Origin of the sequence: Trueperella abortisuis (assembly GCF_030811095.1) — a bacterium.
GTDB classification, from domain to species: Bacteria; Actinomycetota; Actinomycetes; order Actinomycetales; family Actinomycetaceae; genus Trueperella; species Trueperella abortisuis.
This window is the reverse complement of the sequence record NZ_JAUSQL010000001.1, coordinates 2400640-2422887: the sequence shown is the minus strand read 5'-3', so window position 1 is coordinate 2422887 and position 22248 is coordinate 2400640. Positions and strand designations below refer to the sequence as shown.

The window sequence follows — 22248 nt, the reverse complement described above, 5'->3', positions numbered from 1 at the left end:
GTGGAGCGGCTGCTTGCGAACCTGCCGGACCTGCCCGTCGCGCGCGGGCTGGCCGACATCGCGCGCCAGCGCGGCAACATCGTGATCACGGCCCCTCCCGGTTCGGGTAAGACGATGCTGGTGCCGGTGCTGATGGCAAGCGTCGTGGCCGGGACCGTGCCGGTAGAGCTGGGCGGGGCCGGCACCGCGCGTCGGGGCGCGGCGGGTAAGGTCGTCGTCGTGCAGCCGAGGCGGGTGGCGGCGCGGGCAGCGGCCCGACGCATCGCCTACCTCCTGGGCGAGCCGGTGGGGCGGCAGGTGGGGTTCCGGGTGCGCGGGCAGACGACGCCGGGCAGCCGGGTGGAGATGGTGACGCCGGGCGTCATGCTGAGAATGCTGCAGAACGATCCGGAGCTGGCCGGTGTGGGCGCGGTGATTGTGGACGAGATCCATGAGCGTGACCTCGATACCGACCTCGCCACGGCCTTCCTCCTCGACGTGCAGGACACGCTGCGGCCCGACCTTCGGCTGGTGGCGATGTCGGCGACCCTGGAGGCCGGACGCTTCGCGGAGCTGATGGGTGGCACGGTCGTGGACATACCCGGGGCGATCCACCCGGTGCAAATCGAGGAGCGACTCGGGCCGCGAGCGCTGACGGACGTGGGCCACGGGGTGGTGGTCAGCCGGGACTTCCTCGCACACGTGGCGCGCGTGGTCGGGGAGGCGGCGCAGTGGGCTGCGGGCGCCGGACGGGCCGACGCGGGAACGGGGCGGGCCGGCTCCGTGCTGGTCTTCTTGCCGGGCGTGGGCGAGATCGAGAAGATGCGCGCGCTGCTCGCGGGTGCGCCGCTACCAGTGCTGGCCCTGCACGGGTCGATGCCGGCCAAGGAACAGGACCGCGTGCTTGCCGGCGGGGAGGATCGGATCATCTTGGCCACGTCCCTGGCGGAGTCGTCGCTCACGGTTCCGGGTGTGCGCGCCGTCGTCGACGCCGGGCTGGCCCGCGAGCCGCGCTTCGACCCGCGCACGGGAATCTCGGGGCTGGTGACCGTGCATGCGTCGCGGGCGAGGCTAGATCAGCGCGCCGGCAGGGCCGGGCGTGAGGGGCCGGGCAGGGCGTGGCGCTGCCTGAGCTACGCGCGGGCGGTGGAGTTTTCGCAGCCGGAGATCCTGGTCGGCGACGTGACGGGGGCGAGCCTGCAGGCCGCCGCGTGGGGCAACCCAGGGATGGCCGGCCTGCGGCTACTCGACTACCCCAAGCCCGCGGCCGGCGAGGCGGCGCGCCGCACGCTGGAGGCGATCGGCGCCGTGGACCGCTCCAGTTCGATCACGACGCGCGGGCGGCTACTGGCCGGCATGCCGCTCTCCCCGCAACTCGGGCGCGCCCTGGTGGAGGGCGCCGAGATCGTGGGCGCCCGGCGAGCATCTGAGGTGGTCGCGCTGCTATCGCTGGCTCCACGCATCCCCGGGGCGGACCTGGCGGCGCAGCTGCGCCGAGCGGGCAGCGACCGCGAGTGGGCCCGGGAGGCAAAACGGCTCCGCGCGCTGGCGGGTGAGATCGTGGGCTCGGCCGGCGGCCGGATGGGCGGCGCACCTGCGGGAGCCGGGTCGGGTGCAAGCCGGGCGGGCGTGGACGAGGAGCTCGCCGTCGTCGTCGTGCTGGCCTACCCGCAGTGGGTGGCGCGTCGGCGCGGGCGCGGATACGTGCTGGCGAACGGCGCGGGGGCGGTGCTGGAGGACGGCTCGCCGCTGGAGGGCCAGGAGTGGCTGGCGGTCGCGGAGCTGGGTGAGGCGCAGGGGCGCGCGGATGCGGTGATAAGGGCGGCCGTGCCGGTGACGCCGGAGGACGCCCTGACGTACGGGCCGGGCGTGAGCGAACGGGTGGAGACCGAGGTGCGCGCCATGAACGTCAAGGGCGTGCGAGTGCGGAGCCTGGGGGCCATCGAACTGGGGCGCGAGCCGGTTCGCCTCACGAAAGAGCAGGTGGCGAGCGCGCGGGCGCGGGAGGTCGCGCGGGCCGGCGTCGGGGTGCTGGACTGGCCGGCGGCGGCAACCGCGCTTCGGGAACGGCTGGCATTCGTCCGCGACGCCGTGGGGGAACCCTGGCCCGACGTGTCCGACGAGGCGCTGGCCGCGCGCGTCGACGACTGGCTGACCCCGCTGCTCGGCGCTGGGAAGCCGGACCTGCTGGCCGGATTGCGGGCGCTGCTTCCGTGGCCGCAGGCCGCACGGCTGGACGAGCTCGCCCCGGAACGAATCGCCACCCCTACGGGGAGCGCGAAGGTGGATTATTCGAGCGGCCGGCCGACCGTGCGGCTACGGCTCCAGGAGTGCTTCGGGTGGACGGCCACGCCGAAGCTGGCCGGGGTGCCGGTGACGCTCGAGCTACTCTCCCCCGCCCAGCGGCCGCTGGCGATCACCCAGGATCTGGCGTCGTTCTGGGAGGGGCCCTACCTGCAGGTGCGGGCCGAGATGCGCGGGCGCTATCCGCGTCATCCGTGGCCTGAGGATCCGCTGACGGCGACGCCGACGCGGCGGGCCAAGCGGCGCGGCGAACGGTGAGGCCAGCGGCGGGCGGTCAGGAGGGCGGCGCCCGGTGGTCGGGCCGCGGGCTCGCGGCTGTGGAGGCTGGCTGAGGGCGGCGGCCGGTGGTCGGGGCGGTAGGATGGGAGGCATGCGATTTCCCCTTCCCGTCCGCGACGCCGTAACCGAGACACCCCTCGAGTGCCACTACCACGACCAGGGGCTTTGTCGGTCCTGCACGCTGATCGAGGTTCCGCAGGATCAGCAGCTGGTGGCCAAGCAGGCACGCGCCGAGGAAGCGCTGGCGCCCTACATGGGCGGAGACTGGCTGGAACCGTGGGCGTCGGGGCGGGAGGCCTTCCGCAACAAGGTCAAACTGGTGGTGACGGGCACGGCCGCGCGACCGCGGCTCGGGATCCTGGGGCCGAAGGGCGGCCAGGACCTGCGCGACTGCCCCCTTCCCACGCCCGGCATCCAACTCGCCACCCCAGCGCTGGCCCAGTTCGTGAGCGAGTGCGGGTTCCAGCCCTACGATGTGGCCAGCGACCGCGGGGTTTTGAAATTCGTGATCGTCACCGAGTCGCCGAGCGGGGAACTGATGATCCGCTTCGTCGCGCGGCGTCGTGGCGTGCAAGGGATGCTGTTCAAGAAGCTGGAGCGCCTGCGGGAGTTGGTGCCGGCGGCGTGGGTGGTTTCGCTCAACGTCCAACCCGAGCACAAGGCCGTGATCGAGGGCGAGGAGGAGATCCTCATCTCGGAGGAGTCTGAACTGCCGATGCGGCTCGACGTGGCAGGCGCGGAGCTGAGCCTGAACCTGCGCCCAAAGTCGTTCTTCCAGACCAACACTGAGGCCGCGCAGGTGCTGTACTCGCGGGCCGTGGAATGGGTGACCGAGCTGGCCGGTGCTGGCGCGGATGCGCCCGGGCGGGTAGCTGCCGGGCCGACGACGGCGTGGGACCTGTACTGCGGGGTCGGCGGGTTTGCGCTGGCGCTTTCGCGGGCGGGGATGAGCGTGGTCGGCGTCGAGACGCAGGAGCAGGCCGTCGAGGCGGCAAGGGAGTCGGCGAAGAAGATGGCCGCGGCCGGCGCGCTGGGCGAGGCGCGCTTCGTCGTCGCGGACGCGAGGACGTGGGCGGAGGAGCAGGACGAGCGCCCGGACGTCGTCGTCGTGAATCCGCCAAGGCGCGGGATCGGGCCGGAGCTGGCGGCGTGGATCGCGCGGTCGGGGGTGGGCACGGTGCTGTACTCGTCGTGTAACGTGAGTTCGCTGGCGAAGGACGTGGCGGCGATGGGCGGCTACGAAGTGGCGAAAGCGCAGGTGGTGGACATGTTCCCGCATACGGACCACTTCGAAACGGTGGTGCTGCTGCGGCGCACTGGCAGGTAGGGGCGCGCTGTTCGGGGCTGTCGTGGGCCGGCGGCCGGCAAACAACTCAAACAACTTGAAAACAACCTGAAACAACTTTGTTTTCCGCGGAATATCGCGGTTTTAGGGGTGTTCCGGGGCGTCGTGCGGGCCGGAAGTTGTTTCGAAGTTGTTTAAACAACATCGAAACAACTTGGGGTATGCTGGTGACATGTCTGAGTCAACGCTGTCCTCGCAGCTGTCTTCCCTCAACCTTCCGGATGTGGTCAGTTCAGCCCTGCTCGCGATTATGGAAGGTGGAAAGACCGCCGACTCGCAGGAGAGCCAGACCCTCGATTTCAAAGAAGATCCAATGACGGCCCGATCTGGGAGAGGGAACGATGATGCCCAGCTGATCTCGATGATTCTTAAGGCGACGGTGTGCATGGCTAACGGAAATGACGAGGATTCGTACGTCGTGCTCGGAATCAAAGACGACGTGGGCGGCCCCGAGGCTCTCTCGGGCACTAGCCGTGACGCGGACTGGATACGGCGGAAGGTATTCAACGGGACGGACCCGAACCTGGCCGTCGACGTCGACGAATTCTACGTGCAAGGCAAGCGGCTTCTGCTCATCAGGATCCCCCACCCGTTGCAGGTGTATGCGCGATCGAAGGGCGAGGCCTGGTACAGGTCGGGTACTGAGTGTCAGGTGCTGAAGGGGGAGAGATTGCGGCGGCTCGAGTGGGAGCGCCGAAACCCCGACGTCACCGCGAAAGTGGCAGAGATTGGTGAGGAGGAACTTGAGCTGGCGGCGCTTGAGAACGCGCGCCAGTTGTTGCGCACGAAGAGGGCCGCGATGGGATCGTCGGTGATCCCGGAGACAAACCATGGACTCCTGCGCGAGCTCGGGCTTGTGGATCGGAATGGGAAGCTCCTGATGGCCGGCGAAATCTTCTTCGCGCGCTCGACCGCCCGGAATATGGCAGTTCGGCACTTGTACTACCCGGTCCAGGGTGGCGAGCCGCGGGTGGAAGAACGGGATCTCCCGCTGGTCGGGCTCTTCGCCGAGATTCAGACGCTTATCGAGTCACATGCCAGCCAGGAGGTAGCGCGTGTGGATTTTGGGGGCGGCCAGGAAGTCCCGATACCGTCCTTCCCGCGCCAAGCAGTGGACGAGGTGGTATCGAACGCGCTTCTGCACCGGGACTGGGTTGCGGTTGACCCTATCGTGATCAAACAAACCCCGCGCACGTTGACTGTCATCTCCCCGGGCGGATTTCCAGCCGAGGTGAGCGAGAAAAACCTGCTGACGACACGCTCCGTGCCGCGCAACCCGACCCTCATGAACGGGGCGCGGAGATTGGGGTTAGCTGAGGAATCCTCGCGCGGCTTTGACCGCATGTGGGTGTCGATGCTGGCGAGTGGCCGGAGGGCGCCGGTCGTGGAGCCGTCTGAGTTCTCCGTTTCCGTGACACTGGATTCCGGCGAGCCCGATGTTGCTTTCGTGCGAGGGTTGGCAGCAGTCGCGTACCAACTGGGTGTGGACCTGCGCGGATCGGTCAATGCGTTAATCGTCGTGCGCTACCTTGTGGATCATCCGGGGATCGTGTGGAAAACCCTGACCGAGGAGCTTCAGACGAACAAGCTTGAGACTCACGAGATCGTGGATTGGCTAACGGGTGCCGGCGTCATTGACAAGATTGGAGATCACGTCGAAGAGTGGCGCCTGACGGAGCAGTGCCGCGCGTTGTTCAACGTCAGCAACGTAGGGGCTACGCTGGGCGAAGCTGAAAAGTGGGTGCGAGGACATCTCGAGCAAGGGTCGGCCCTTATGGCGCGTGAGATAGCGAGTCAGCTCAAAATGGACGTTCGCGACGTCACCAAGCTTCTGCGCGGACTGCGCAGCCAGGGTGTGGCCATGATTGACCCGGAGGGCCCGCAACGCGGCCCTAATACTCGGTGGGTTGCTCGGTAGGGGCATTCGACGGCGTCGAGTGGCGGTTTGCGCTAGGGTTGCGGCTGGCAGGCGGCCGGCGCGGCTCCGGCGGCCGGCAAACAACTCAAACAACTTGAAAACAACCTGAAACAACTTTGTTTTCTGCGGAATATCACGGTTTTAGGGGTGTTTCGGGGCGCCGCGCGGGCCGGAAGTTGTTTCGAAGTTGTTTAAACAACATCGAAACAACTTGGGGCGGTGAGCGTCGCGACGGCGTCGGCTTTTTGGCATTGGAACTCGGCCCTAACGTTGGGAATAATCGCCTTTGTTGATGAGTGTCGCGAGCGTTTTTCGGTCTAGTTCAGCCGCCAGACGTTAAATACTCGCCGTGGGTTTACACCACACTACCGGACGCAACCATCCTCCCGAGTGAGGGAACCTAATGTTTTTGGTTTAATCTTTCCGTTGCTCGCCCTCCCTGCCCGCGCCCATCCGGCGTAGGCTTTATCCCATGAACAACGTCACCGTATCCATTCACCCGTTCTGGAACTTCGATATCGACATCCCCGGCGTCACCGTGGTGCGCTGGGACCTCGAATCCGAGCCACCCGTCGAGCACGCCGACATCGTGGTGACGAGCCACTGGGCCACCCACAATGGGGTGGAAAAGGCGCAGGAGGTCGGCGCTTCCCTGCTTCAGATCGGCTCCATCGGATTCGACATGATTGACCCCGATCTGCCCGCGGGATTGCAAGTCGCCAACGCCAAGACCGTCCACGAGGCCGCCACCGCGGAGACCGTGCTCCTCGACCTCCTCATTGCGCTCCGGGACGTTCCGCGCATGGTCGCCAACACCGCCGCCCGCACCTGGGAGCCCTTCTATGCGCCCGGCCTTACCGATAAGAGGATCGTCCTCGTGGGTGTGGGCGGCGTCGGCTCACAGATCGCCCAGCGGCTGGCAGCATTCAACGCCAAGGTCACCTACGTCGCCAGCCGCGAACGCGATGAAGAATTCGGCCACGTCTTCTCCCTTGACACCGTGCCCGCAGAGGTGTGGGCGCGGGCCGACGCCGTCGTCGTCGTTATCCCTGCAACCCCGGATACGAAGGGGCTGATCGACGCCGACTTCCTGGCCAAACTCAAGGACGGCGCGGTGCTGGTCAACGCTGGCCGCGGCGTGCTGGCAGTCAACGAGGCGCTGGTGGCGGAAGCCGCCCGCCTGCGTATCGTGCTCGACGTCGCCGACCCTGAACCCCTCCCATCTGACTCGCCATTGTGGGAGGCCGCGTTCTTCATCTCCCATCACAACGGCGGCAACACGGATGCCATGCACCCGCGTATGAAGGCCCTGGTAGAACGCCAGATCAAGGCGGCGCTCGCGGGGGAGGACTACGTCAACGTGGTGTTGCCCCGGTAGCGGACGCCGGCGGCGTCGGCTCATTGTCCGCCCAGATCTGCCTGTTTCGGCGGCGTGGCCAGCGCTATGCTTGCCACAGCGATTCCGAGGATGAGCACGAGCGTTCGCCCGCGTTCATCGAAGATTCCGCCAAGTGCTGGAACGAATGCCGCCGTGATCTGCAGAACGACGACGAGCCCGAACGGTACCGTCGGCGCAGCGAGGTCGAATCCCCGGCGCCAGAGGGTGACCGAACCACCCCAGCAGATCAGGAACACGCCCATAGCATTGGGCCAGGGCGCGTCGTGAAGTGCCAGCACCCCTGCAAACGCGGCGACCGAGACGGTGAGCACCATCGCGCCCCACACCAGGAGCCTGAGCCCTGAGTTGTCCCGTCGCCACGGCTGCCATATCGGTCCTCGAGGCGTGACCACCTGAGCCGCCAGCGTGCCTAGGGCGCTACCCCCGTACCACAGGATGCGGGCGTCCCCGGCGTCGCCGACGACGGGGAGGGTACGTCCGCCGAGCAATAGGAGAGTGGTGGCCACGGCAACGAAGGCCGCCAACGTAGGACGGGAGACCATGACACGCCAGCACAGTAGCCAGCTGGACCCGGTCACTGGAACTCACAGGCGCTAAATGCTTGCGCCGAGCGCGCCCATATTTTGGCCGCTGCCTGCCGGTCGGCGTCCGTGGCGGACTGATCGACCATGGTGAGCAGGGCATCAGAGCGTGCCGCGACCTCGTCCCAGAACCCCATAGACGGCGGGTTCTCCGCTCGCAGTTGCGGACACAGGAGGGGTGTGGCTAGTGCACCTACGAACGACTCGCGAGAGATGCCAGCATCGGGGGCGGCAAGCTCTTCGACCGAGGGCCGCCAGTAAGCTACCGTCCCGAGATCCTGCGGGAAACCAATGAGGCTATCGAGTCCGGCGCGGGTGAGCGTGAAATCCTCGAGGACGACGTCAGGAAGGGTACTTCCGACGCCGTAACGCTCCCCTGCCTCGCGAACCTCCCTCAAGCGCTCCTGGAGGGCAGGAAGTAAGCGCCCATGTTCATAACTGACGCACGCGGTGACCTCGGGTCCGCCGGGTGTTCCCAAGCATTCCAGTTCGCCTCGCAACGTCGGCATATACGGGGTCAGGTTCAATCCTCCGGAGAGACCAAGAAGTGCCGCAACGCCGAAGACGACCGACAGGTGACGACGTCGTGAGGTTGTTTCGCTCCGGTCGGGCCAGTTCAAGATCAGAACGCTTAGACCCCAGATCGTGGCAACCGCGGTGACGAACTGCGTAGCGAGCGTGAGGGCCGCCGGCTCAAAGCCGAGCATAGATCCAGTGGAAGCGCCGAGGAGCATCAGCCCCTCCTGGCTCATGGCCACGTAGCCCAGTGCGATGCCCACCATCGGCCCGACAGCCAGACCGGCCATGCCGAGTGCGACGCCGATAGCGAGGACCACGACGAGAATCGCCACGATAGAAAGGAACGCGACAAGGGCGTGAGCCAGCGACCACAGGCCTGCAATTTCGAGGATATCGGGCCACTTTGTTGCACCCACCGCGAGCGCCGCGAAGTAGGGGACTGAAAGACCCAGCGTGACCATCTCGAGGTACGCGGAAAGGGTTGGACGGCGAAGATCGTCTAGAGCTACGAGATTCAGCCGATCAGGTGTGAAGACCCTTACCGCGTCGAAGGAAACTGCTACCGCGGCGGCAATAAGGGCGGGAAAGGAATTCGACTCGATCCACTGGGCGGTCCAGAAGAATTCGCCGCGCCAAGGCATGCCTCGTTGCCCGAACAGGATTGCCTGAGAGAGCGACATGGCTACAAGGGCGACGGCGGGCGCCCACGTAGAGGTCAAGAGCACGACGGCGGAATGGCGCCTCATGAATCACCTCCACGGGCGGGAGACCTGTTGAGGACGCCGTAGGCGCGCTCCCAGGCATCGGGGGCGGTGGGGTCACCGTGGGAGAGGAATTCTTCGCTCGTTCCCTCGAAAACCTTGGTTCCCGCCACAAGCATGACAACGTGGTTGGCGGTGTGCTTGATGTCCTCGATAATGTGCGAAGAAACGAGCACCAGGTGGTCGTGCCCCAGAGCTTGCAAGAGCTCACGTAACTCCGTCCGTTGAGTCATGTCCAGGCCAGCGCTCGGTTCATCGAGGATTACAAGGTCGGGACCGCCCAGCACGGTGAGGGCAATCCCGAGCCGTCGTCGCATGCCGCCGGAAAGCTGGCGCACTGAGCGTCTGGCTACGTCGGTAAGGTTGGTGAGGGCAAGCGTCCAATTAGCGGCCGCCTTGCGGGTGCCGGCGTCGTCGATCCGCTGCTGGGCCACGAAGAGCACGAGGTCTTCCACGCGGGCGAAGGGTGGCAAGGTGAAATCTTGGGGGAGCATGGTGCAACGCAGGTTCGAGTCTGCGACGCGGGCGCGGATCTGCCCGAACAGAGTTGACTTTCCTGCACCGTTATCTCCCAGCACGGCGACAATGCCATGCGAAGGCAGATCAAGGGTAAGAGGGCCGAGACGGAACCCGGGGTAAGCCCGCTCAATCGGGCGTTCCTCAGAACCTAGTAGCGCTGAAAGGGCCGGCGGCCGCGTGTTACGAGCAGGGGTCGACACGGTATCGTATGTCCTCACACAGTTGCGATTTGTCGATCCAGGGTGCTCGCAGCGAAAGCCCCTGCGCCGCTTCCGTGCCGAACCTGAACGTAAGCGGAGGAGTGAATGCTATGGTGCCAGATAAGGATGATGCCCTCTGCTTTAGTTTCATGAGACGCACTCCCCACTTTTGTGCCCCACCATTGGAGCTGTTAGACACCGATGTTGCCGGAATCCAGCGGTGGGCGTCAAGATCTCTTGTATAACGGTCTGATAACAGTTCCGGGTGAATTCTCAAGAGATTGCCGGACAGCTTGAGCCTGCTGTGGATAGCGTGCGATCGGTCCCCCTCCAGCTCCGGAGGGGGACCGATCGCACGGCACTATCGCATGTGTGTACCTTCAACGCGCGGAGCGAGGCAGGCACGCCACGGCCGAACGGCCGAGGCCTATCCGCAGGCTCGCGAGCTACACAAGCGCGAACACCGCCGCAGTGAGGGCGAAGCCGACGAGCCCGAACACCGTGCTCAGCACGGTCCAGTTTCGCAGGCCGTCCTTGACGCTCAATCCCAAGTATTTCGTCACAATCCAGAAACCCGAATCGTTGATATGGGAAAGGCCAAGTCCGCCGAATCCGATGGCGAGCGTGACCAGAGCGGTCTGTAGCCCGCTATACCCAGCGGCGGCAATCGGCTCGGCCATGAGACCGGCGGAGGTCAAGATAGCGACCGACGCGGAGCCCTGGGAGGCGCGCAACACCAGTGAGATGAGGAAACCTGCAAGGATGATCGGCATGTTCATCGCGATGAGCGCGTCCGCGAGCGCGGCGCCGATGCCCGACTGCACGAGCACGTTGGCAAAGACGCCGCCGGCCCCCGTGACGAACACGATCACGGCCACATCGGGCAAAGCGGAGTCGAGGATCGAGCCCCGCCGCTCAAAGCTCCACCGCATCTTTCGTCCGATGACGAGGTAGGCCACGATCACGCCGGTCAGCAAAGCGATAGCTGACGAGCCAACCATCGACAGCACCCGCTGCGCCGTGCTTCCAGACTCAAGAACGGTGTTGGAGACGGTCCCCAACATGATTTGAAGAATGGGAAGCAGAATGATCACGATGACCGTTCCAGCTCCGATCGAACGGACCCGAGCGGACGTCGTCGTCACGCCGCCCCGAGATGCATCGGCGGTGCCCTCGCCCTCGGCGGCCTGAGAGGTCTCGCCCTCGGCGGCCTGCATGGCGGGCGAATGAAGGAGTGTCACGACTTCGGTTCGCACGGCCTTCGCGGCGAAATAACCTATGACGCAGGTTAGAGCCGTGATAGGCAACCCGATGCCCAAGACGACGCCAATGTCTGCACCGGTGATCTCGGCCGCTGCGACCGGCCCCGGGTGCGGCGGCAGTGCGACATGCACGGTCAACAGCGCTCCCGCAACCGGCAGCCCGATGCGGAGGGGGTTGATGTTGGCCACTCGGGCAAAGCCGAAAACGATCGGCGCGAGGATGATGAATCCGACGTCGAAGAAGATCGGAATTCCGAGGATGAATGCCGCGGCTGTCACCGCGGCGACGACCCGCGCCTTACCCAAGCGTTGTGTGAACGCCAGGGCCAACGCGTCCGCTCCGCCTGCGATCTCGACGATCCGCCCCAGCATCGCTCCGAGCCCGACCACGATCATCACCGACCCGAGCGTGTTGCCCATGCCGGTTTGCATGACGGGTACGATCTCCTCGAAAGGGATCCTGGTGGCGAGTGCGGTGCCGAATGCCACGAGTAGCATCGCAACAAAGGCCGACATCTTGACCTTGATGACGAGCAGCAGCAAAAGGATGATTGCGCCGACGGCGACGCCGAGTAACGTTCCGGTGCTCATACAGACTCCTTACGTGCCGCTCGATTACGGCAGAGCATCGGGGCTGATGACACGAATGACGGAGGAGTCGTCCATGGCGCCTTGCCCCCGTGAGAGGCCCATCAGATACTCCTGCTCGGCAGCCGCTGCGACGGGCACGGCGATGCCAGCGGCCTTCGCGGCGTCGGTGACGATGCCCATGTCCTTGACGAAGATATCCAGGCGCGACTTCACCTCCGCCTCCTCGCCCCGGAACGCCTGAATGGCACGTGGACCGCGGTCGCCAAGCATGAACGACTCGGCGGCTCCGGACATCAGCGCGCTCAGCGCCATTTCCTGGTCGAGGCCCAGCTTGCCCGCCAAGGCCAATGCCTCTGCTCCGGCGGCAATATGGACGCCACACAAGAGCTGGTTGACGGTCTTCATCGCCTGGCCCTTTCCGGGCGCCTTGCCAACCAGGACGAGGGTTGACGCCATCGCGTCAAGCACGGGGCGAGCGAAGTCATAGTCGGCCTCATAGGCGCCGACGGTCACGAGCAGGTCGCCCTTTCCGGCGCGCACCGGCCCGCCCGAGACCGGCGCGTCGACGAACCTGATTCCGTGCTGCGAGAGTTGGGCGGCAACCTCTTCGACGGCGGCGATGCCGATCGTCGAGGTGAGAATGAGCGCCGAGCCTTCACGCAACACGTCAATAATTCCTCGCTCGCCATACAGGAGGTCGTCGAGCTGTGCCCGGTTGCGTACCGCGACGAGCGTGACGTCCGCGTCCGTGCAGGCGCCACTAGGCGAATCGGCTGAGCGCACGCCGCGCTCGCGGGCCAGATCCATACGTTCTTCCGACACGTCATAGCCGACGACGTCGAAGGTGGTTGCCAGCCAGGTGGCCATTTCGATTCCCATGGCGCCAAGGCCAATTACTGCGATCTTCATGATTCTCCTTTGAATGATGATGGGGTGGTTGTTAGTGAGATAGCGTGTTGACGACGGCGGCGAGGGATTCCTCGTTGCCCACATTTCCAGCGAAGACGACGTAGGGGATGCCTGCGGCGGGGCCGTCTTGGCCGGACCAGAGGGAGACAATTCCGGGTAGCATCGGGCCGATCACCATGGCGTGTCGGATGCCGAGTCCCTTCGAGGCGACATCGGAGGAGGTGATGCCGCCCTTTGCGACGACGAAGCGCGGCGGGTTCGCGTGGAGGACGCGTTGGACGACTTCCACGACGGCGGCGGACACGCGCCGCGAGATGTCGAGGGAATCGTCCCGGTCCTTTCCGGTGACGAGCGTGCGGGATGTGCGGACAACGACGTTGCCGGCGTTGAGCGCGTCGGCCGCCTGTTGGGCGATTGCGGCGAGGTGCTGGTCGCGATGGTCGGCGTCGACCACCTTGGCGACCTCGATCTCGAACTCGGCGGGGTGTTGCTTATCGCGTAGCACGTTGAGCTGCCGGGTGGTGAGGTCAACGTGCGAGCCGACCACGATCAACCCGCCGCGAGCGCTCGCCGTCCCTCTCCGAGAGTCTTCCACCTCGCGGACGGTGAGTGGTTCACGGACGTCTTGGCCGATGCGGGCGCGAACGAACGGCGGACCGACCCGGTAGACGAAGGTGGAACCCGCCGCCTCTGCCTCAATGAGGGCAAGTGAGAGGAGCCGAAGGTCTTCCTCGGTGACGATATCGACGACGACGATCGCGCCGTTTTTCGCCGACTGTAGCAGGGGCACCGCTTCGCCTTCGGTTCGCAAGGCGGTGAGGTCGATGTGGATGACGGAGGATGCGGGGATCTGTCCGTGCGACTTTTCCTCGACCCAGTCCGCCAGAGCCGAGGAGGTGAATCCGAATGTCGCGTCCTTGGCGAACTCGGTCTCACCGACGGGAACGAAACCGGATTCGACAGAGCCGGCGTAGTGGATACCGCCGACGGTGATACGTCCGGCGTCGCCGAATGCGGGAACGACGACGATCCCGTCGGCCTTCCTCCCCGTTGCCGCTGCGTACTCGTCGACGATGGTCTGCGGTTCGAGCGGGAAGTGGCCTCTGAGTGTGGAATCCGAGCGCGAGACGAACGCGACGGTGACGCCGGCGGTGGTAGCCGCCTTGAGGGCCGCGCGGGTGACCTCGCGGTTGACTCGTTCGGCGTCGTTGGCTGACAGGGATCGGGAATTCGTCATGACGTACACGGCGGGTTTCCCGGTTGCGTACGCCCAGAGGAAGTCTTCTTCCTCCCACGACGTCAGGACGGGAAGGTCGGCGACGGACTGGGTTCCCGTGGGGTCGTCGTCGAGGACGACGTAGATGGTGGTTTCGTGTGCGGCGTCTCGGGCGCGTCGCACATCCGCCGCCGTGACGGTGGCGCCGGGCGGGTAGCCTTCGATTAGCTCGTGGTACTTCTTCATAACACTCCTTTGTGCTCAGACCTCTGAGGTGTAGGTTTAGGGTAGATGACTTTTCCCTCCCGCGCAAGGGCTATGAGGAAATGCACTCACGGCGCGCCGGCCTGGCAACCCCTGCTTCCCTGTTCGCTTCGTGGTCCTCCCTTTTCCCGCGTTCGTGTTTTTGTCAAACTTGGCACTAGCTAACTGACGAAAGGGGAGCTGGAATGATTCGTATTGGTATCAATGGGTATGGCAACTTGGGTCGCGGCCTTGAACTCGCGCTTGGTCACCAGCCGGATATGGAGGGTGTCGTTGTCTTCACCCGCCGCGATCCGGCCACTGTGACCACGCTTGGACTGCCGGTTGTGCATGTGGACCAGATGGAAGAGTACGTGGGTCGGCTCGACGTTGTGGTCAACTGCGGCGGATCGGCAACGGACCTGGCCGTGCAGGGCCCGGCCGTCGCCGCCATGTTTAACACGGTCGACTCTTTCGATACGCACGCCAATATTCCTGCCCACTTCGCCGCCCTCGACGATGCCGCTCAGGCCGCTGGTACCCTCGCCCTCATCAGCGCCGGCTGGGATCCCGGCCTGTTTTCGATGCTGCGCGTGCTCGGTGAGGCTGTTCTGCCCGCCGGCGCGACCACCACTTTCTGGGGTCCCGGTGTGTCTCAGGGGCATTCGGATGCGATCCGTCGGATTCCGGGTGTTGTCGACGCCAAGCAGTACACCGTTCCCATTGAGACCACGGTGGCGGCGGTCAAGGAGCATCGTCCCGTTGAGCTCACCGCGCGTACGATGCACAAGCGGGAGTGCTACGTCGTCGCCGAAGAGGGCAGCGACCGTGCCGCCATCGAGCGCGCCATTGTTCAGATGCCGAACTACTTCGCCGACTATGACACGACCGTGACCTTTGTGACGGCCGAGGAACTCGCCGCGGAGCATTCCGGCATGCCCCATGGCGGTCAGGTGATTCGTTCGGGGCGCACGGATGATAACGTCCCCGCAACCGTCACGTTTAGTCTGGAGCTGGGCTCTAATCCCGAGTTCACGGGTTCGGTGCTGGCGGCTTTCGCGCGGGCCGTGGCTCGCAAGGCCGGCGCCGGGCAAACCGGGGCGATCACCGCGTTTGACGTGACGCTTGGGGAGCTGTCCCCCCTGAGTGCCGAGGAGCTGCGGGCGCACTTCCTTTAAAGGTGTGGCCGGGTCTCGCCCGCACACTCGCCCGATTGTCCGGCTCGAGCTTTCGCGCGGGGTGAGCGGGCCCCGTGACGACGGCGCCCCCGAGGTTGGCTTCGGGGGCGCCGTCGTCACGGCAAGGCGGGGAAGTAGGATGATGGGTATGGAAAGCACAACGAGGCGGCCGTGGGCGACCGGGAGCCTCATCGCCGCGACGGGTCTCGCCCTGGCGATTGGGGTTGACAAGGTGCGGGCAACGGCGGCGTCGCCGGTGTGGCTGGCGGCGGTAGCGGCACTGGTGTTCCTTGCGGTGGGCGGGCTGTCCGCTCGCTATGTGCTGAGGGTGGTGCCGTGCCGGCGTTATGCCCTCGACGTGCTTGTTGGCCTGGCCGCCGGTTTCCTGTTTTATGCGAAGCAAACCGCCCTAGCGACCCGAGGCCTGTCGGGCGCGCTTGCCACGTTGGGATTCATCGTGGTGCTGGTCATTGGCCTCAACAGCTATTTTGGGCGGCGGTGGCAGTTAGCCGCGGACGAGCCCGATCCTGGCGAGCGTTAGCTGGAGCGCGGGCGGCGCTAGCTGGAGTGCAGGCGGTGGGACCGGTCCGCCGACCCTAGTCAGCACGGACTGTCCTATAGGCCGCGACCCGCATCGAGGTTTAGGCTTATCGGCATAACAAACGGCTCAGCGGGATTCAAGATCAACCACTGAGCCGATGTGCGCGCCCGAAGGGACTCGAACCCCCAACCTTCTGATCCGTAGTCAGACGCTCTATCCGTTGAGCTACGGGCGCATTGTCCTTGCGAACAGCGTTTACTTTACGCGGCAAACTGGTGAGGCGCCACTTGGCCGGGCGTGGTCTTGATTACGTGCCGCCTGCCGGGCCCCTCACCGGTTCGACACACGCAAAGTGTTTTCTCGTCACTCAAATCAAGGATTTAGGTGACGAGAAAACACTTTGCGTGACGTGAAACCGCTGGGTAACGAGCGGCAGGTCAGTACGCCAGCCCGAACGAGCGGCGCGAGTTCAACCACCTTCGGAACCCGTCGGTTGTGCGCACGTCCTCCCAGCGAAGGTGGAAAGTCTTGTAGCCGGCGTCGGCGAGCAGGCGCTCCTTCCATGTTGCGTCCTGGACGAGGTCGCGATAGTCGCGCCCGTTCGTCATCGACGGGGCGGTGAGTTTGGCGTTGCCATCGAAGGCGAAGACGTAGCGGCGATCGGTGTCGACAGCGTCCGGGCGCATCTGTTGGCCCTGGATCCAGAAGGTCAACTGCGGTTCGGGCAGGGGCAGACCGGCCTCGGAGAACCGGAAGAACATGAGTGACTCGCCGACGGATTCGCGGCGCCCATCCATGAGATCAAGCATGACGCGCGCGTTCCGCCGCCCGTGGCAGCTGCGAAGCGAGTTGAAGAGACGGACGAGGCGCTCGCTCGTCGTGAGGTAGTTGGCCAGGGCAAAGTCCGCGGCAACAAGTCCGTGCTCGGGGCCGTAGAGGCGGGCGAGGTCGATGATGGTTTGTTCAAGTGACGTGACGCGGAAATCTGCGAAAGGGATTGTGTGTGGCGTGAAGGTGACGGTGTGGGTCAAGGTGTGCTTCGTGCGTCGGGCACGACGTACCTGGGAAGTGACTCGAATGGCTTGTTTAGGATGTGGGCGCAAGATGGGAAGGTCAAGCAACACCGCTGCCGTGAGGCCGGCATAGGGCATCGGCTCCGATGTAGAAGGGCGACAGTTTCGTCGTCTGTTGAGGTAGTCGACGGTTTGGAGCACGCGTGTTGTTTGTTGCTTCCACATGGGAAGGTCTGGATTGACTTGGCTACTCGCGTACCCGTGAAAGGCCTTTACGAGCGATTGGGATTCGGCGAATGCCCAGAAGGCGGTGCTATCGGTGGTGTGGGCGTCAAGATTGGTGATGCCGCGAGCGCGGACTGACTGAAAGCTAGCTTGTTGGGCGCTTAGCCAAGCGGCACGTGCCCTGTCTGATTCGACAAAGTGTTTCGGACTTCCTTTCATGACCACTGGCCGTACTCCTTTCGCCAGTTCGAGCGTAACGAACTGGCGAGGAGCACGTATTTGAAGCAGGCTGAAAAAGGGGTTGGTGTGCCGGAAGCGGTTGCTGTGGAGAACTTTTTGGCGTGGGGCCGTGTGCGGGCGGTGTGGGGATTGGGTTGAGTGGGCCGCGTGGGTCGAGTGGGTCGAGTGGGCCGACGTCGTCGACGACGTCGGCGCGCCCCAGTCGCCGGGCCCAACCGCCAACTCGCCCCAGTCGCCGGCTCGGCCCTCACCGTTTCGGCACACGCAAAGTGTTTTCTCGTCACTCAAATCAAGGATTTAGGTGACGAGAAAACACTTTGCGTGACGTAAAACCGAAAGCGGGTGACACCCGCCCGGCTACAGGCTGAAGCCCAGCAGCATCGGTCCGAACACCAGCGTCCATCCGGTGATCAGCACGATGCCGATGATGTTCAGCCACAGGCCGGCTTTGACCATCTGGGCGATCGTAATGTAGCCGGAGCCGTAGGCGATGGCGTTCGGCGGCGTGGCGACCGGGAGCATGAAGGCGCAGGTCGCGGCGAGTGCCACCGGGATGACCAACAGCTGGACGTCCGCGCCCATGCCGATCGCCACGGCGCCGATGATCGGCAGGAAGGCGGCGGCGGTTGCGGTGTTCGACGTCATCTCGGTGAGGAAGATGACGATTGCGGTGACACCGGCGATGATGAGGATCGTGGGCAGGCCCGCAAGCGACCCGGCCACCTCGCCGATCCACGCCGACAGCCCGGACTTGCCGAACGCGGCCGATAGCGACAGGCCGCCGCCGAACAGCAGCAGCACGTCCCACGGGATGTGCTTGGCGGTCTCCCAGTCGAGGATGGCCACGCCCTGGGCGGGCTTGGCGGGCGTAATGAACAGCACCATTGCCAGGATCATCGCGATCGTGGAGTCGGAGATGGGGCCATCAGGCCAGAGGGTGGGAATGATGATCCAGGCGGCAGCGGCGGCAACAAAGATCAGCCCGACGATCTTCTCTTGGGCCGACATCGGGCCCATGTCGCGTAGCTCGCGCGCGATCAGATCCTTGCCGCCCGGAATCTCCGTGACCTCGGGCTTGTAGATCCGCACCAGCAGTTGCCAGGCGATAAGGACGAAGAGCCAGGCCATCGGCGTGGCGAAGAGCATCCACTTGCCGAAGGACAGCGAGATGCCGTGCGTGTCTTGCAGGTAGCCGCGCAGCAGTGCGTTTGGCGGCGTGCCAATCAGGGTAGATAGCGACGCGATCGACGCCGAGTACGCGATGCCCAGCATGAGCGCCGTGCCGAAGTTGGACAGGCGCGAGGTGCCCTCGTCGTCGGCGTGCCCGATCGTGGTGAGTACGGAGATGCCGATCGGCAGCATCATGACCGCAGTCGCCGTGTTCGACACCCACATGGACAGGAAGCCCGTGGCCACCATGAAGCCGAGCACGAGGCGGGTGGGTTTCGTGCCGAGTGCCCGCACGATGGTGAGCGCGAGCCGGCGGTGGAAGTTCCAGCGTTGCATCGCCAGTGCGAGGAAGAATCCGCCCATGAACAGGAAGATCGTGGAGGAGGCGTAGGCGGCGCCGGCGTCCTTGAAGCTCATGATCCCGAAGATCGGGAAGAGCGTGACCGGCACAAGTGCGGTGGCTGCGAGCGGGATCGCCTCCGTCATCCACCACACGCCCATCATGACGGCGACTCCCGCCGTGATCGCGATCTTGGTGGCGTCCGTGTCCATCTCCTTCGCGGCGAACTGCTCCGTGAGCGTGGAAGAAAGCTCTTTGGGGAAGATGAAGTAGATGATCAATCCGGCGACGACGCCGAGCGCCAGGCCTCCGAGGTGGCGCAGCCAGGGGCGGCCCTGGGGCATGATGGTTTCGTCGTGGTGGTCTTGGGAACCTTGCGAAATCGGGGAGTCTTTGATGAGATCCGGTGTACTCATGACGACCTCTCTGTGTAATGAGTCCTTCTCGTGTGTGGCGCCGCGGTTTGATCGGTTGCCGCGGTGGTTATTGTGGCGCATAGGCGCGTGTGACACGGCGTTGTGTCGGCAAGTGCTTGGTGCCATCCTACGACCTTCACGCCCGCAAGATACCTTGATGTCAAGATGTTATTGAATTGTTATCAACCGTCGCTCGCGGGCTTGCGTACTCGTGCGGCGTTTCGCTGAGGAGGCTCGCCAACGACGACGAAGCGCCGCCGGGCGTCGTCGACGCTGACACCCGACACTTCGGCGACCCTGGCCGATAGAATGCCGCCAGGAGGGCCTAGCGAAGGAGGGATCGGCATGGATGCGCAAACCCGGCTCGACCCCTGCGAGGTTATCGAGCGCTTTCCCGGCCAGCTCCAGTCCGACGCCCGCGCGCTGTATCGCTTGCTCAGGTCGGTGACCGGGCACGAGGCGGTGATGTGGGGGCCGTCCGTCATTGGCTTTGGCGAGAAGGTGCCGGTGTGCGTGGACGATTCCTCGCCCGACGGCTTCGAGATCGGCTTCTCTCGGCGGGACACCAAGTTGGTGCTGGTGCTTCGCCGGTATAGCGAGTACTACGCGCCTATCCTCGACCGTCTGGGCTCGGTGCCCTTTGGCCGCAACGCCATCGTGCTGCCTGCCTTCGATGACCTCGACGAGTCTGTGCTGCGTGAGCTTATTGAGACGGCGTGGGAGGATCGCACCCGAGCCGACTAACTCGCGCACCGTCGTCGTGAAGCGTGCTGTTCGTCGCCGTGAGAGGCTTGCACCCTGAAACTGTGTCGATGTATTATGAACGTAATACAGTAACACAAGGGAGGGCACGTGAACTTCGAAGCCGGCATTCCCATCTGGATGCAGTTAGTCGACGAATTCACTCGTCGAATCGTCAGCGGCGAGTGGGCTCCGGGCGCTCGTGTCCCTTCCGTACGCGAACTCGCGGCCGAGCTCGGGGTCAACCCCAACACCGCGCAACGCGCGCTCGCCGAACTCGAGCGCCGCGAACTGAGCCGGACCGAACGCACCGCGGGTCGCTTCATCACCGACAGCGCCGAACGCGTCGACGCCCTCCGCATTGAACTCGCTCAATCCTCCGCGGAGGACTACGTTCGCGCCGCCCGAGGCCTCGGCCTCAATCGAACCCAAGCGCAACAGCTCATTTCCGAGAGCTGGAGCCGCCACGAATCCGACCATCCCGAAGGGAGCTAATCCATGAATCCCACGCACGAACCCCTGCTCCAGATTCGCGACCTACACAAGAGCTACGGCAGCGTCAAAGCACTCGCCGGCGTCAACCTCGAGCTCGAACCGGGCCGCATCGTCGGCCTGCTTGGCGAAAATGGCTGCGGCAAAACCACGCTACTGAAGATCATCGCGGGCATGAACGCAGGCTACAGCGGCGAGGTTCGCATCCTCGGCAATGAGCCGGGCCCACAGACCAAGGCAGTCACCGCCTTCCTCCCCGACTCCGAATTCCTGCCCCGCAAGCTCACCGTCGCCTACTGCCTGGACCTCTACCAAGACCTCTTCGCCGACTTCGACCGCGCTCGCGCTCGCGACATGATCGCGTACTTCGGGCTCACGGAATCGACAAAGCTCTCCGCGATGTCCAAGGGCATGCGCGAAAAGGTTCAGGTTTCGCTCACCATGTCGCGCCGCGCCAAGCTCTACCTGCTCGACGAGCCCATCAGCGGCATCGACCCCGCCGCCCGCGAAGGCATCCTCCAAGCTGTCCTCGACAGCCTCGAACCAGACTCGCTACTCATCATGTCAACCCACCTCGTCCACGACCTCGAAGCGGCCCTCGACACGGTCGTCTTCATGCGTCACGGCCAGATTACCCTCACCGGCGACGCCGACGACCTCCGCTCTGAACACGGACTCAGTATCGACCAGCTCTTCCGAAAGGTGTACCGATGATCGCCAAACTGCTTAAACATGAATTCGTTCGTACCCGCGCCTTGCTCGGCGTCGTGTTCGGCGCCGCCCTCGCCTGCATCGCATTGGGATGCCTATTCGTGGCACTTCGCATCCCGATCCTCGAGGAGTTTGGCGCCATCCTCAGTCTGCTGCCGGTGATTGTGCTGGTCCCAGCCGTGCAGATCCTCATGGCGGTGGACTTCTGGCGGTCAAGCTTCCGCTCGCAGGGCTACCTGACTCACGCGATCCCGGTCAAGGGGGCCACGATCTACTGGACGAAGCTGTTGTGGCAGATGATCGTGACCGCCGTGGCGATCGTCGTCGGATTCCTGCTGCTCGCGCTCGTGTGGTTTGTCTTCGGTACGACGTTCGATTTCGGATTCTTCGGAGCCGAGCCGAACCTCTTCGCCCTTGTCGGAAACGTGCTGGGAGCTGCGGGCGACATCTTCCCGGTCCCAGTGCTGTACGGCGTGATCATCCCGCTGGCCCTCCTCGCATCCTTCTTCCAGTGGCCGGTGTTCTTCACCTTCGCCGCGTCGGTGGGTAGCGCAGGGAGCCTCGGCCGCATGGGCGGCGGCGGCCCGGTGATTGCCGCGATCGTCGCGTGGCTGGCATCGCAGGTGATCATCTTCCTGGCCTTGGTGGTGGTGCCATTCGGCATCGACATGACCCCGGTCGAAGCGGGCAACGCGCCCGAATTCATCCACGTCAATATCGCGCGGCTCATCGCCTCCGGCTCGAACAGCGACATCATCCCGCTCGGCGTGTTCGCGGGCCTGGCCATCATGCTGGTGGCCTACCTGTGGCTGTCGCAGCGCTCGTGGAACAAGAAGGTGGAGCTCAACTAGCCGGGCCCGGCCCGTAAGGCCAGGGACCAAATACAGTAACTGAGACGGTTGTGGGGTTATCTCCGTAGAGGTGGAGATAACCCCACCACGCCAATAGGTCACAGCCCACCCCGCTTCCGCAGGCACCGCAACGAAAACCCCGCCAGGTCAACAACCTGGCGGGGCACCGGGCGGAGACGGCGGGATTTGAACCCGCGAGCCACGTTTCCACGGCTACTCCCTTAGCAGGGGAGCGCTTTCGACCACTCAGCCACGTCTCCAAGCTTCACCAGAATAGCGGATTTCGCCTGCGCAGCGCCAATTTA

18 protein-coding genes and 2 tRNA genes are annotated in these 22248 nt (G+C 64.8%); 10 read left to right on the top strand and 10 right to left on the bottom strand.

From position 1 onward, the window contains the following. The 4 genes from hrpB to J2S45_RS10925 all read left to right on the top strand — a co-directional run bounded on the left by hrpB (position 1) and on the right by J2S45_RS10925 (position 7203). Positions 1–2541, top strand: a complete 2541-nt coding sequence (hrpB, locus tag J2S45_RS10940; protein ID WP_307634109.1) for an ATP-dependent helicase HrpB — start codon at positions 1–3, stop codon at positions 2539–2541. Between the two features lie 112 nt (positions 2542–2653). After that, positions 2654–3889, top strand: a complete 1236-nt coding sequence (locus tag J2S45_RS10935) for a methyltransferase domain-containing protein (RefSeq protein ID WP_307634108.1) — start codon at positions 2654–2656, stop codon at positions 3887–3889. Between the two features lie 190 nt (positions 3890–4079). Continuing rightward, the gene (locus tag J2S45_RS10930; protein WP_307634107.1) at positions 4080–5825 is read left to right on the top strand and encodes an RNA-binding domain-containing protein; all 1746 of its coding nucleotides are present in this window, start codon (positions 4080–4082) and stop codon (positions 5823–5825) included. Between the two features lie 472 nt (positions 5826–6297). Further along, complete coding sequence (locus J2S45_RS10925) at positions 6298–7203, top strand: NAD(P)-dependent oxidoreductase (RefSeq protein WP_307635420.1); 906 nt, start codon at positions 6298–6300, stop codon at positions 7201–7203. Between the two features lie 20 nt (positions 7204–7223). On the opposite strand, the gene J2S45_RS10920 is transcribed toward J2S45_RS10925, so the two are convergent. The 6 genes from J2S45_RS10920 to J2S45_RS10895 form a co-directional block, all read right to left on the bottom strand. Further along, positions 7224–7766: a hypothetical protein gene (locus J2S45_RS10920; RefSeq protein WP_307635419.1), complete on the bottom strand. Its 543-nt coding sequence runs from the start codon at positions 7764–7766 to the stop codon at positions 7224–7226. Between the two features lie 32 nt (positions 7767–7798). Beyond that, the gene (locus J2S45_RS10915) at positions 7799–9070 is read right to left on the bottom strand and encodes a hypothetical protein (RefSeq protein WP_307635418.1); all 1272 of its coding nucleotides are present in this window, start codon (positions 9068–9070) and stop codon (positions 7799–7801) included. Beyond that, complete coding sequence (locus tag J2S45_RS10910; protein ID WP_307635417.1) at positions 9067–9804, bottom strand: ATP-binding cassette domain-containing protein; 738 nt, start codon at positions 9802–9804, stop codon at positions 9067–9069. The genes J2S45_RS10915 and J2S45_RS10910 overlap by 4 nt, the downstream gene beginning before the upstream one ends. Positions 9805–10250: 446 nt before the next feature. Then, positions 10251–11657, bottom strand: coding sequence for a GntP family transporter (locus tag J2S45_RS10905; protein WP_307635416.1), 1407 nt, complete (start codon positions 11655–11657; stop codon positions 10251–10253). A gap of 24 nt (positions 11658–11681) precedes the next feature. Next, the gene (locus J2S45_RS10900; protein WP_296931237.1) at positions 11682–12566 is read right to left on the bottom strand and encodes an NAD(P)-dependent oxidoreductase; all 885 of its coding nucleotides are present in this window, start codon (positions 12564–12566) and stop codon (positions 11682–11684) included. A gap of 31 nt (positions 12567–12597) precedes the next feature. Next, positions 12598–14028, bottom strand: a complete 1431-nt coding sequence (locus J2S45_RS10895) for a four-carbon acid sugar kinase family protein (protein ID WP_307635415.1) — start codon at positions 14026–14028, stop codon at positions 12598–12600. 203 nt (positions 14029–14231) lie between these two features. Between J2S45_RS10895 and J2S45_RS10890 the strand changes: the two genes are divergently transcribed. Together J2S45_RS10890 and J2S45_RS10885 are read left to right on the top strand one after the other, a co-directional pair. Continuing rightward, a complete protein-coding gene (locus tag J2S45_RS10890; RefSeq protein WP_307635414.1) occupies positions 14232–15203 on the top strand; it encodes a diaminopimelate dehydrogenase in 972 nt (323 codons plus the stop codon). A gap of 148 nt (positions 15204–15351) precedes the next feature. Continuing rightward, complete coding sequence (locus J2S45_RS10885) at positions 15352–15744, top strand: hypothetical protein (RefSeq protein WP_296931232.1); 393 nt, start codon at positions 15352–15354, stop codon at positions 15742–15744. A 162-nt stretch (positions 15745–15906) separates the two neighbouring features. On the opposite strand, the gene J2S45_RS10880 is transcribed toward J2S45_RS10885, so the two are convergent. The 3 genes from J2S45_RS10880 to J2S45_RS10870 all read right to left on the bottom strand — a co-directional run bounded on the left by J2S45_RS10880 (position 15907) and on the right by J2S45_RS10870 (position 19148). Further along, positions 15907–15979 (bottom strand) — tRNA-Arg (locus J2S45_RS10880). Positions 15980–16181: 202 nt separating this feature from the next. Next, positions 16182–16775, bottom strand: a complete 594-nt coding sequence (locus tag J2S45_RS10875; protein ID WP_307635413.1) for a hypothetical protein — start codon at positions 16773–16775, stop codon at positions 16182–16184. An 804-nt stretch (positions 16776–17579) separates the two neighbouring features. After that, the gene (locus J2S45_RS10870) at positions 17580–19148 is read right to left on the bottom strand and encodes an SLC13 family permease (RefSeq protein ID WP_296931228.1); all 1569 of its coding nucleotides are present in this window, start codon (positions 19146–19148) and stop codon (positions 17580–17582) included. A 345-nt stretch (positions 19149–19493) separates the two neighbouring features. On the opposite strand from J2S45_RS10870, the gene J2S45_RS10865 reads away from it, so the two are divergent. The 4 genes from J2S45_RS10865 to J2S45_RS10850 all read left to right on the top strand — a co-directional run bounded on the left by J2S45_RS10865 (position 19494) and on the right by J2S45_RS10850 (position 21943). Next, positions 19494–19892, top strand: coding sequence for a hypothetical protein (locus J2S45_RS10865; protein WP_270973767.1), 399 nt, complete (start codon positions 19494–19496; stop codon positions 19890–19892). Between the two features lie 108 nt (positions 19893–20000). Further along, positions 20001–20384, top strand: a complete 384-nt coding sequence (locus tag J2S45_RS10860) for a GntR family transcriptional regulator (protein WP_270973769.1) — start codon at positions 20001–20003, stop codon at positions 20382–20384. A gap of 3 nt (positions 20385–20387) precedes the next feature. Beyond that, positions 20388–21095, top strand: a complete 708-nt coding sequence (locus tag J2S45_RS10855; RefSeq protein ID WP_307635412.1) for an ABC transporter ATP-binding protein — start codon at positions 20388–20390, stop codon at positions 21093–21095. After that, on the top strand, positions 21092–21943 hold the full coding sequence (locus tag J2S45_RS10850) for a hypothetical protein (protein ID WP_307635411.1): 852 nt from the start codon (positions 21092–21094) through the stop codon (positions 21941–21943). Before J2S45_RS10855 ends, J2S45_RS10850 begins: the two co-directional genes overlap by 4 nt. A gap of 171 nt (positions 21944–22114) precedes the next feature. Here the strand turns inward: J2S45_RS10850 and J2S45_RS10845 are convergent. Continuing rightward, positions 22115–22203 (bottom strand) — tRNA-Ser (locus J2S45_RS10845). Positions 22204–22248: the final 45 nt, after the last annotated feature.

Excerpts from the sequence above, each read along its gene's own strand:
- J2S45_RS10935 (WP_307634108.1), top strand. The coding sequence starts at position 2,654 with ATGCGATTTCCCCTTCCCGTCCGCGACGCCGTAACCGAGACACCCCTC.
- J2S45_RS10930 (WP_307634107.1), top strand. The coding sequence starts at position 4,080 with ATGTCTGAGTCAACGCTGTCCTCGCAGCTGTCTTCCCTCAACCTTCCG.
- J2S45_RS10925 (WP_307635420.1), top strand. The coding sequence starts at position 6,298 with ATGAACAACGTCACCGTATCCATTCACCCGTTCTGGAACTTCGATATC.
- J2S45_RS10920 (WP_307635419.1), bottom strand. The coding sequence starts at position 7,766 with ATGGTCTCCCGTCCTACGTTGGCGGCCTTCGTTGCCGTGGCCACCACT.
- J2S45_RS10915 (WP_307635418.1), bottom strand. The coding sequence starts at position 9,070 with ATGAGGCGCCATTCCGCCGTCGTGCTCTTGACCTCTACGTGGGCGCCC.
- J2S45_RS10905 (WP_307635416.1), bottom strand. The coding sequence starts at position 11,657 with ATGAGCACCGGAACGTTACTCGGCGTCGCCGTCGGCGCAATCATCCTT.
- J2S45_RS10900 (WP_296931237.1), bottom strand. The coding sequence starts at position 12,566 with ATGAAGATCGCAGTAATTGGCCTTGGCGCCATGGGAATCGAAATGGCC.
- J2S45_RS10895 (WP_307635415.1), bottom strand. The coding sequence starts at position 14,028 with ATGAAGAAGTACCACGAGCTAATCGAAGGCTACCCGCCCGGCGCCACC.
- J2S45_RS10890 (WP_307635414.1), top strand. The coding sequence starts at position 14,232 with ATGATTCGTATTGGTATCAATGGGTATGGCAACTTGGGTCGCGGCCTT.
- J2S45_RS10885 (WP_296931232.1), top strand. The coding sequence starts at position 15,352 with ATGGAAAGCACAACGAGGCGGCCGTGGGCGACCGGGAGCCTCATCGCC.
- J2S45_RS10870 (WP_296931228.1), bottom strand. The coding sequence starts at position 19,148 with ATGAGTACACCGGATCTCATCAAAGACTCCCCGATTTCGCAAGGTTCC.
- J2S45_RS10865 (WP_270973767.1), top strand. The coding sequence starts at position 19,494 with ATGGATGCGCAAACCCGGCTCGACCCCTGCGAGGTTATCGAGCGCTTT.
- J2S45_RS10855 (WP_307635412.1), top strand. The coding sequence starts at position 20,388 with ATGAATCCCACGCACGAACCCCTGCTCCAGATTCGCGACCTACACAAG.
- J2S45_RS10850 (WP_307635411.1), top strand. The coding sequence starts at position 21,092 with ATGATCGCCAAACTGCTTAAACATGAATTCGTTCGTACCCGCGCCTTG.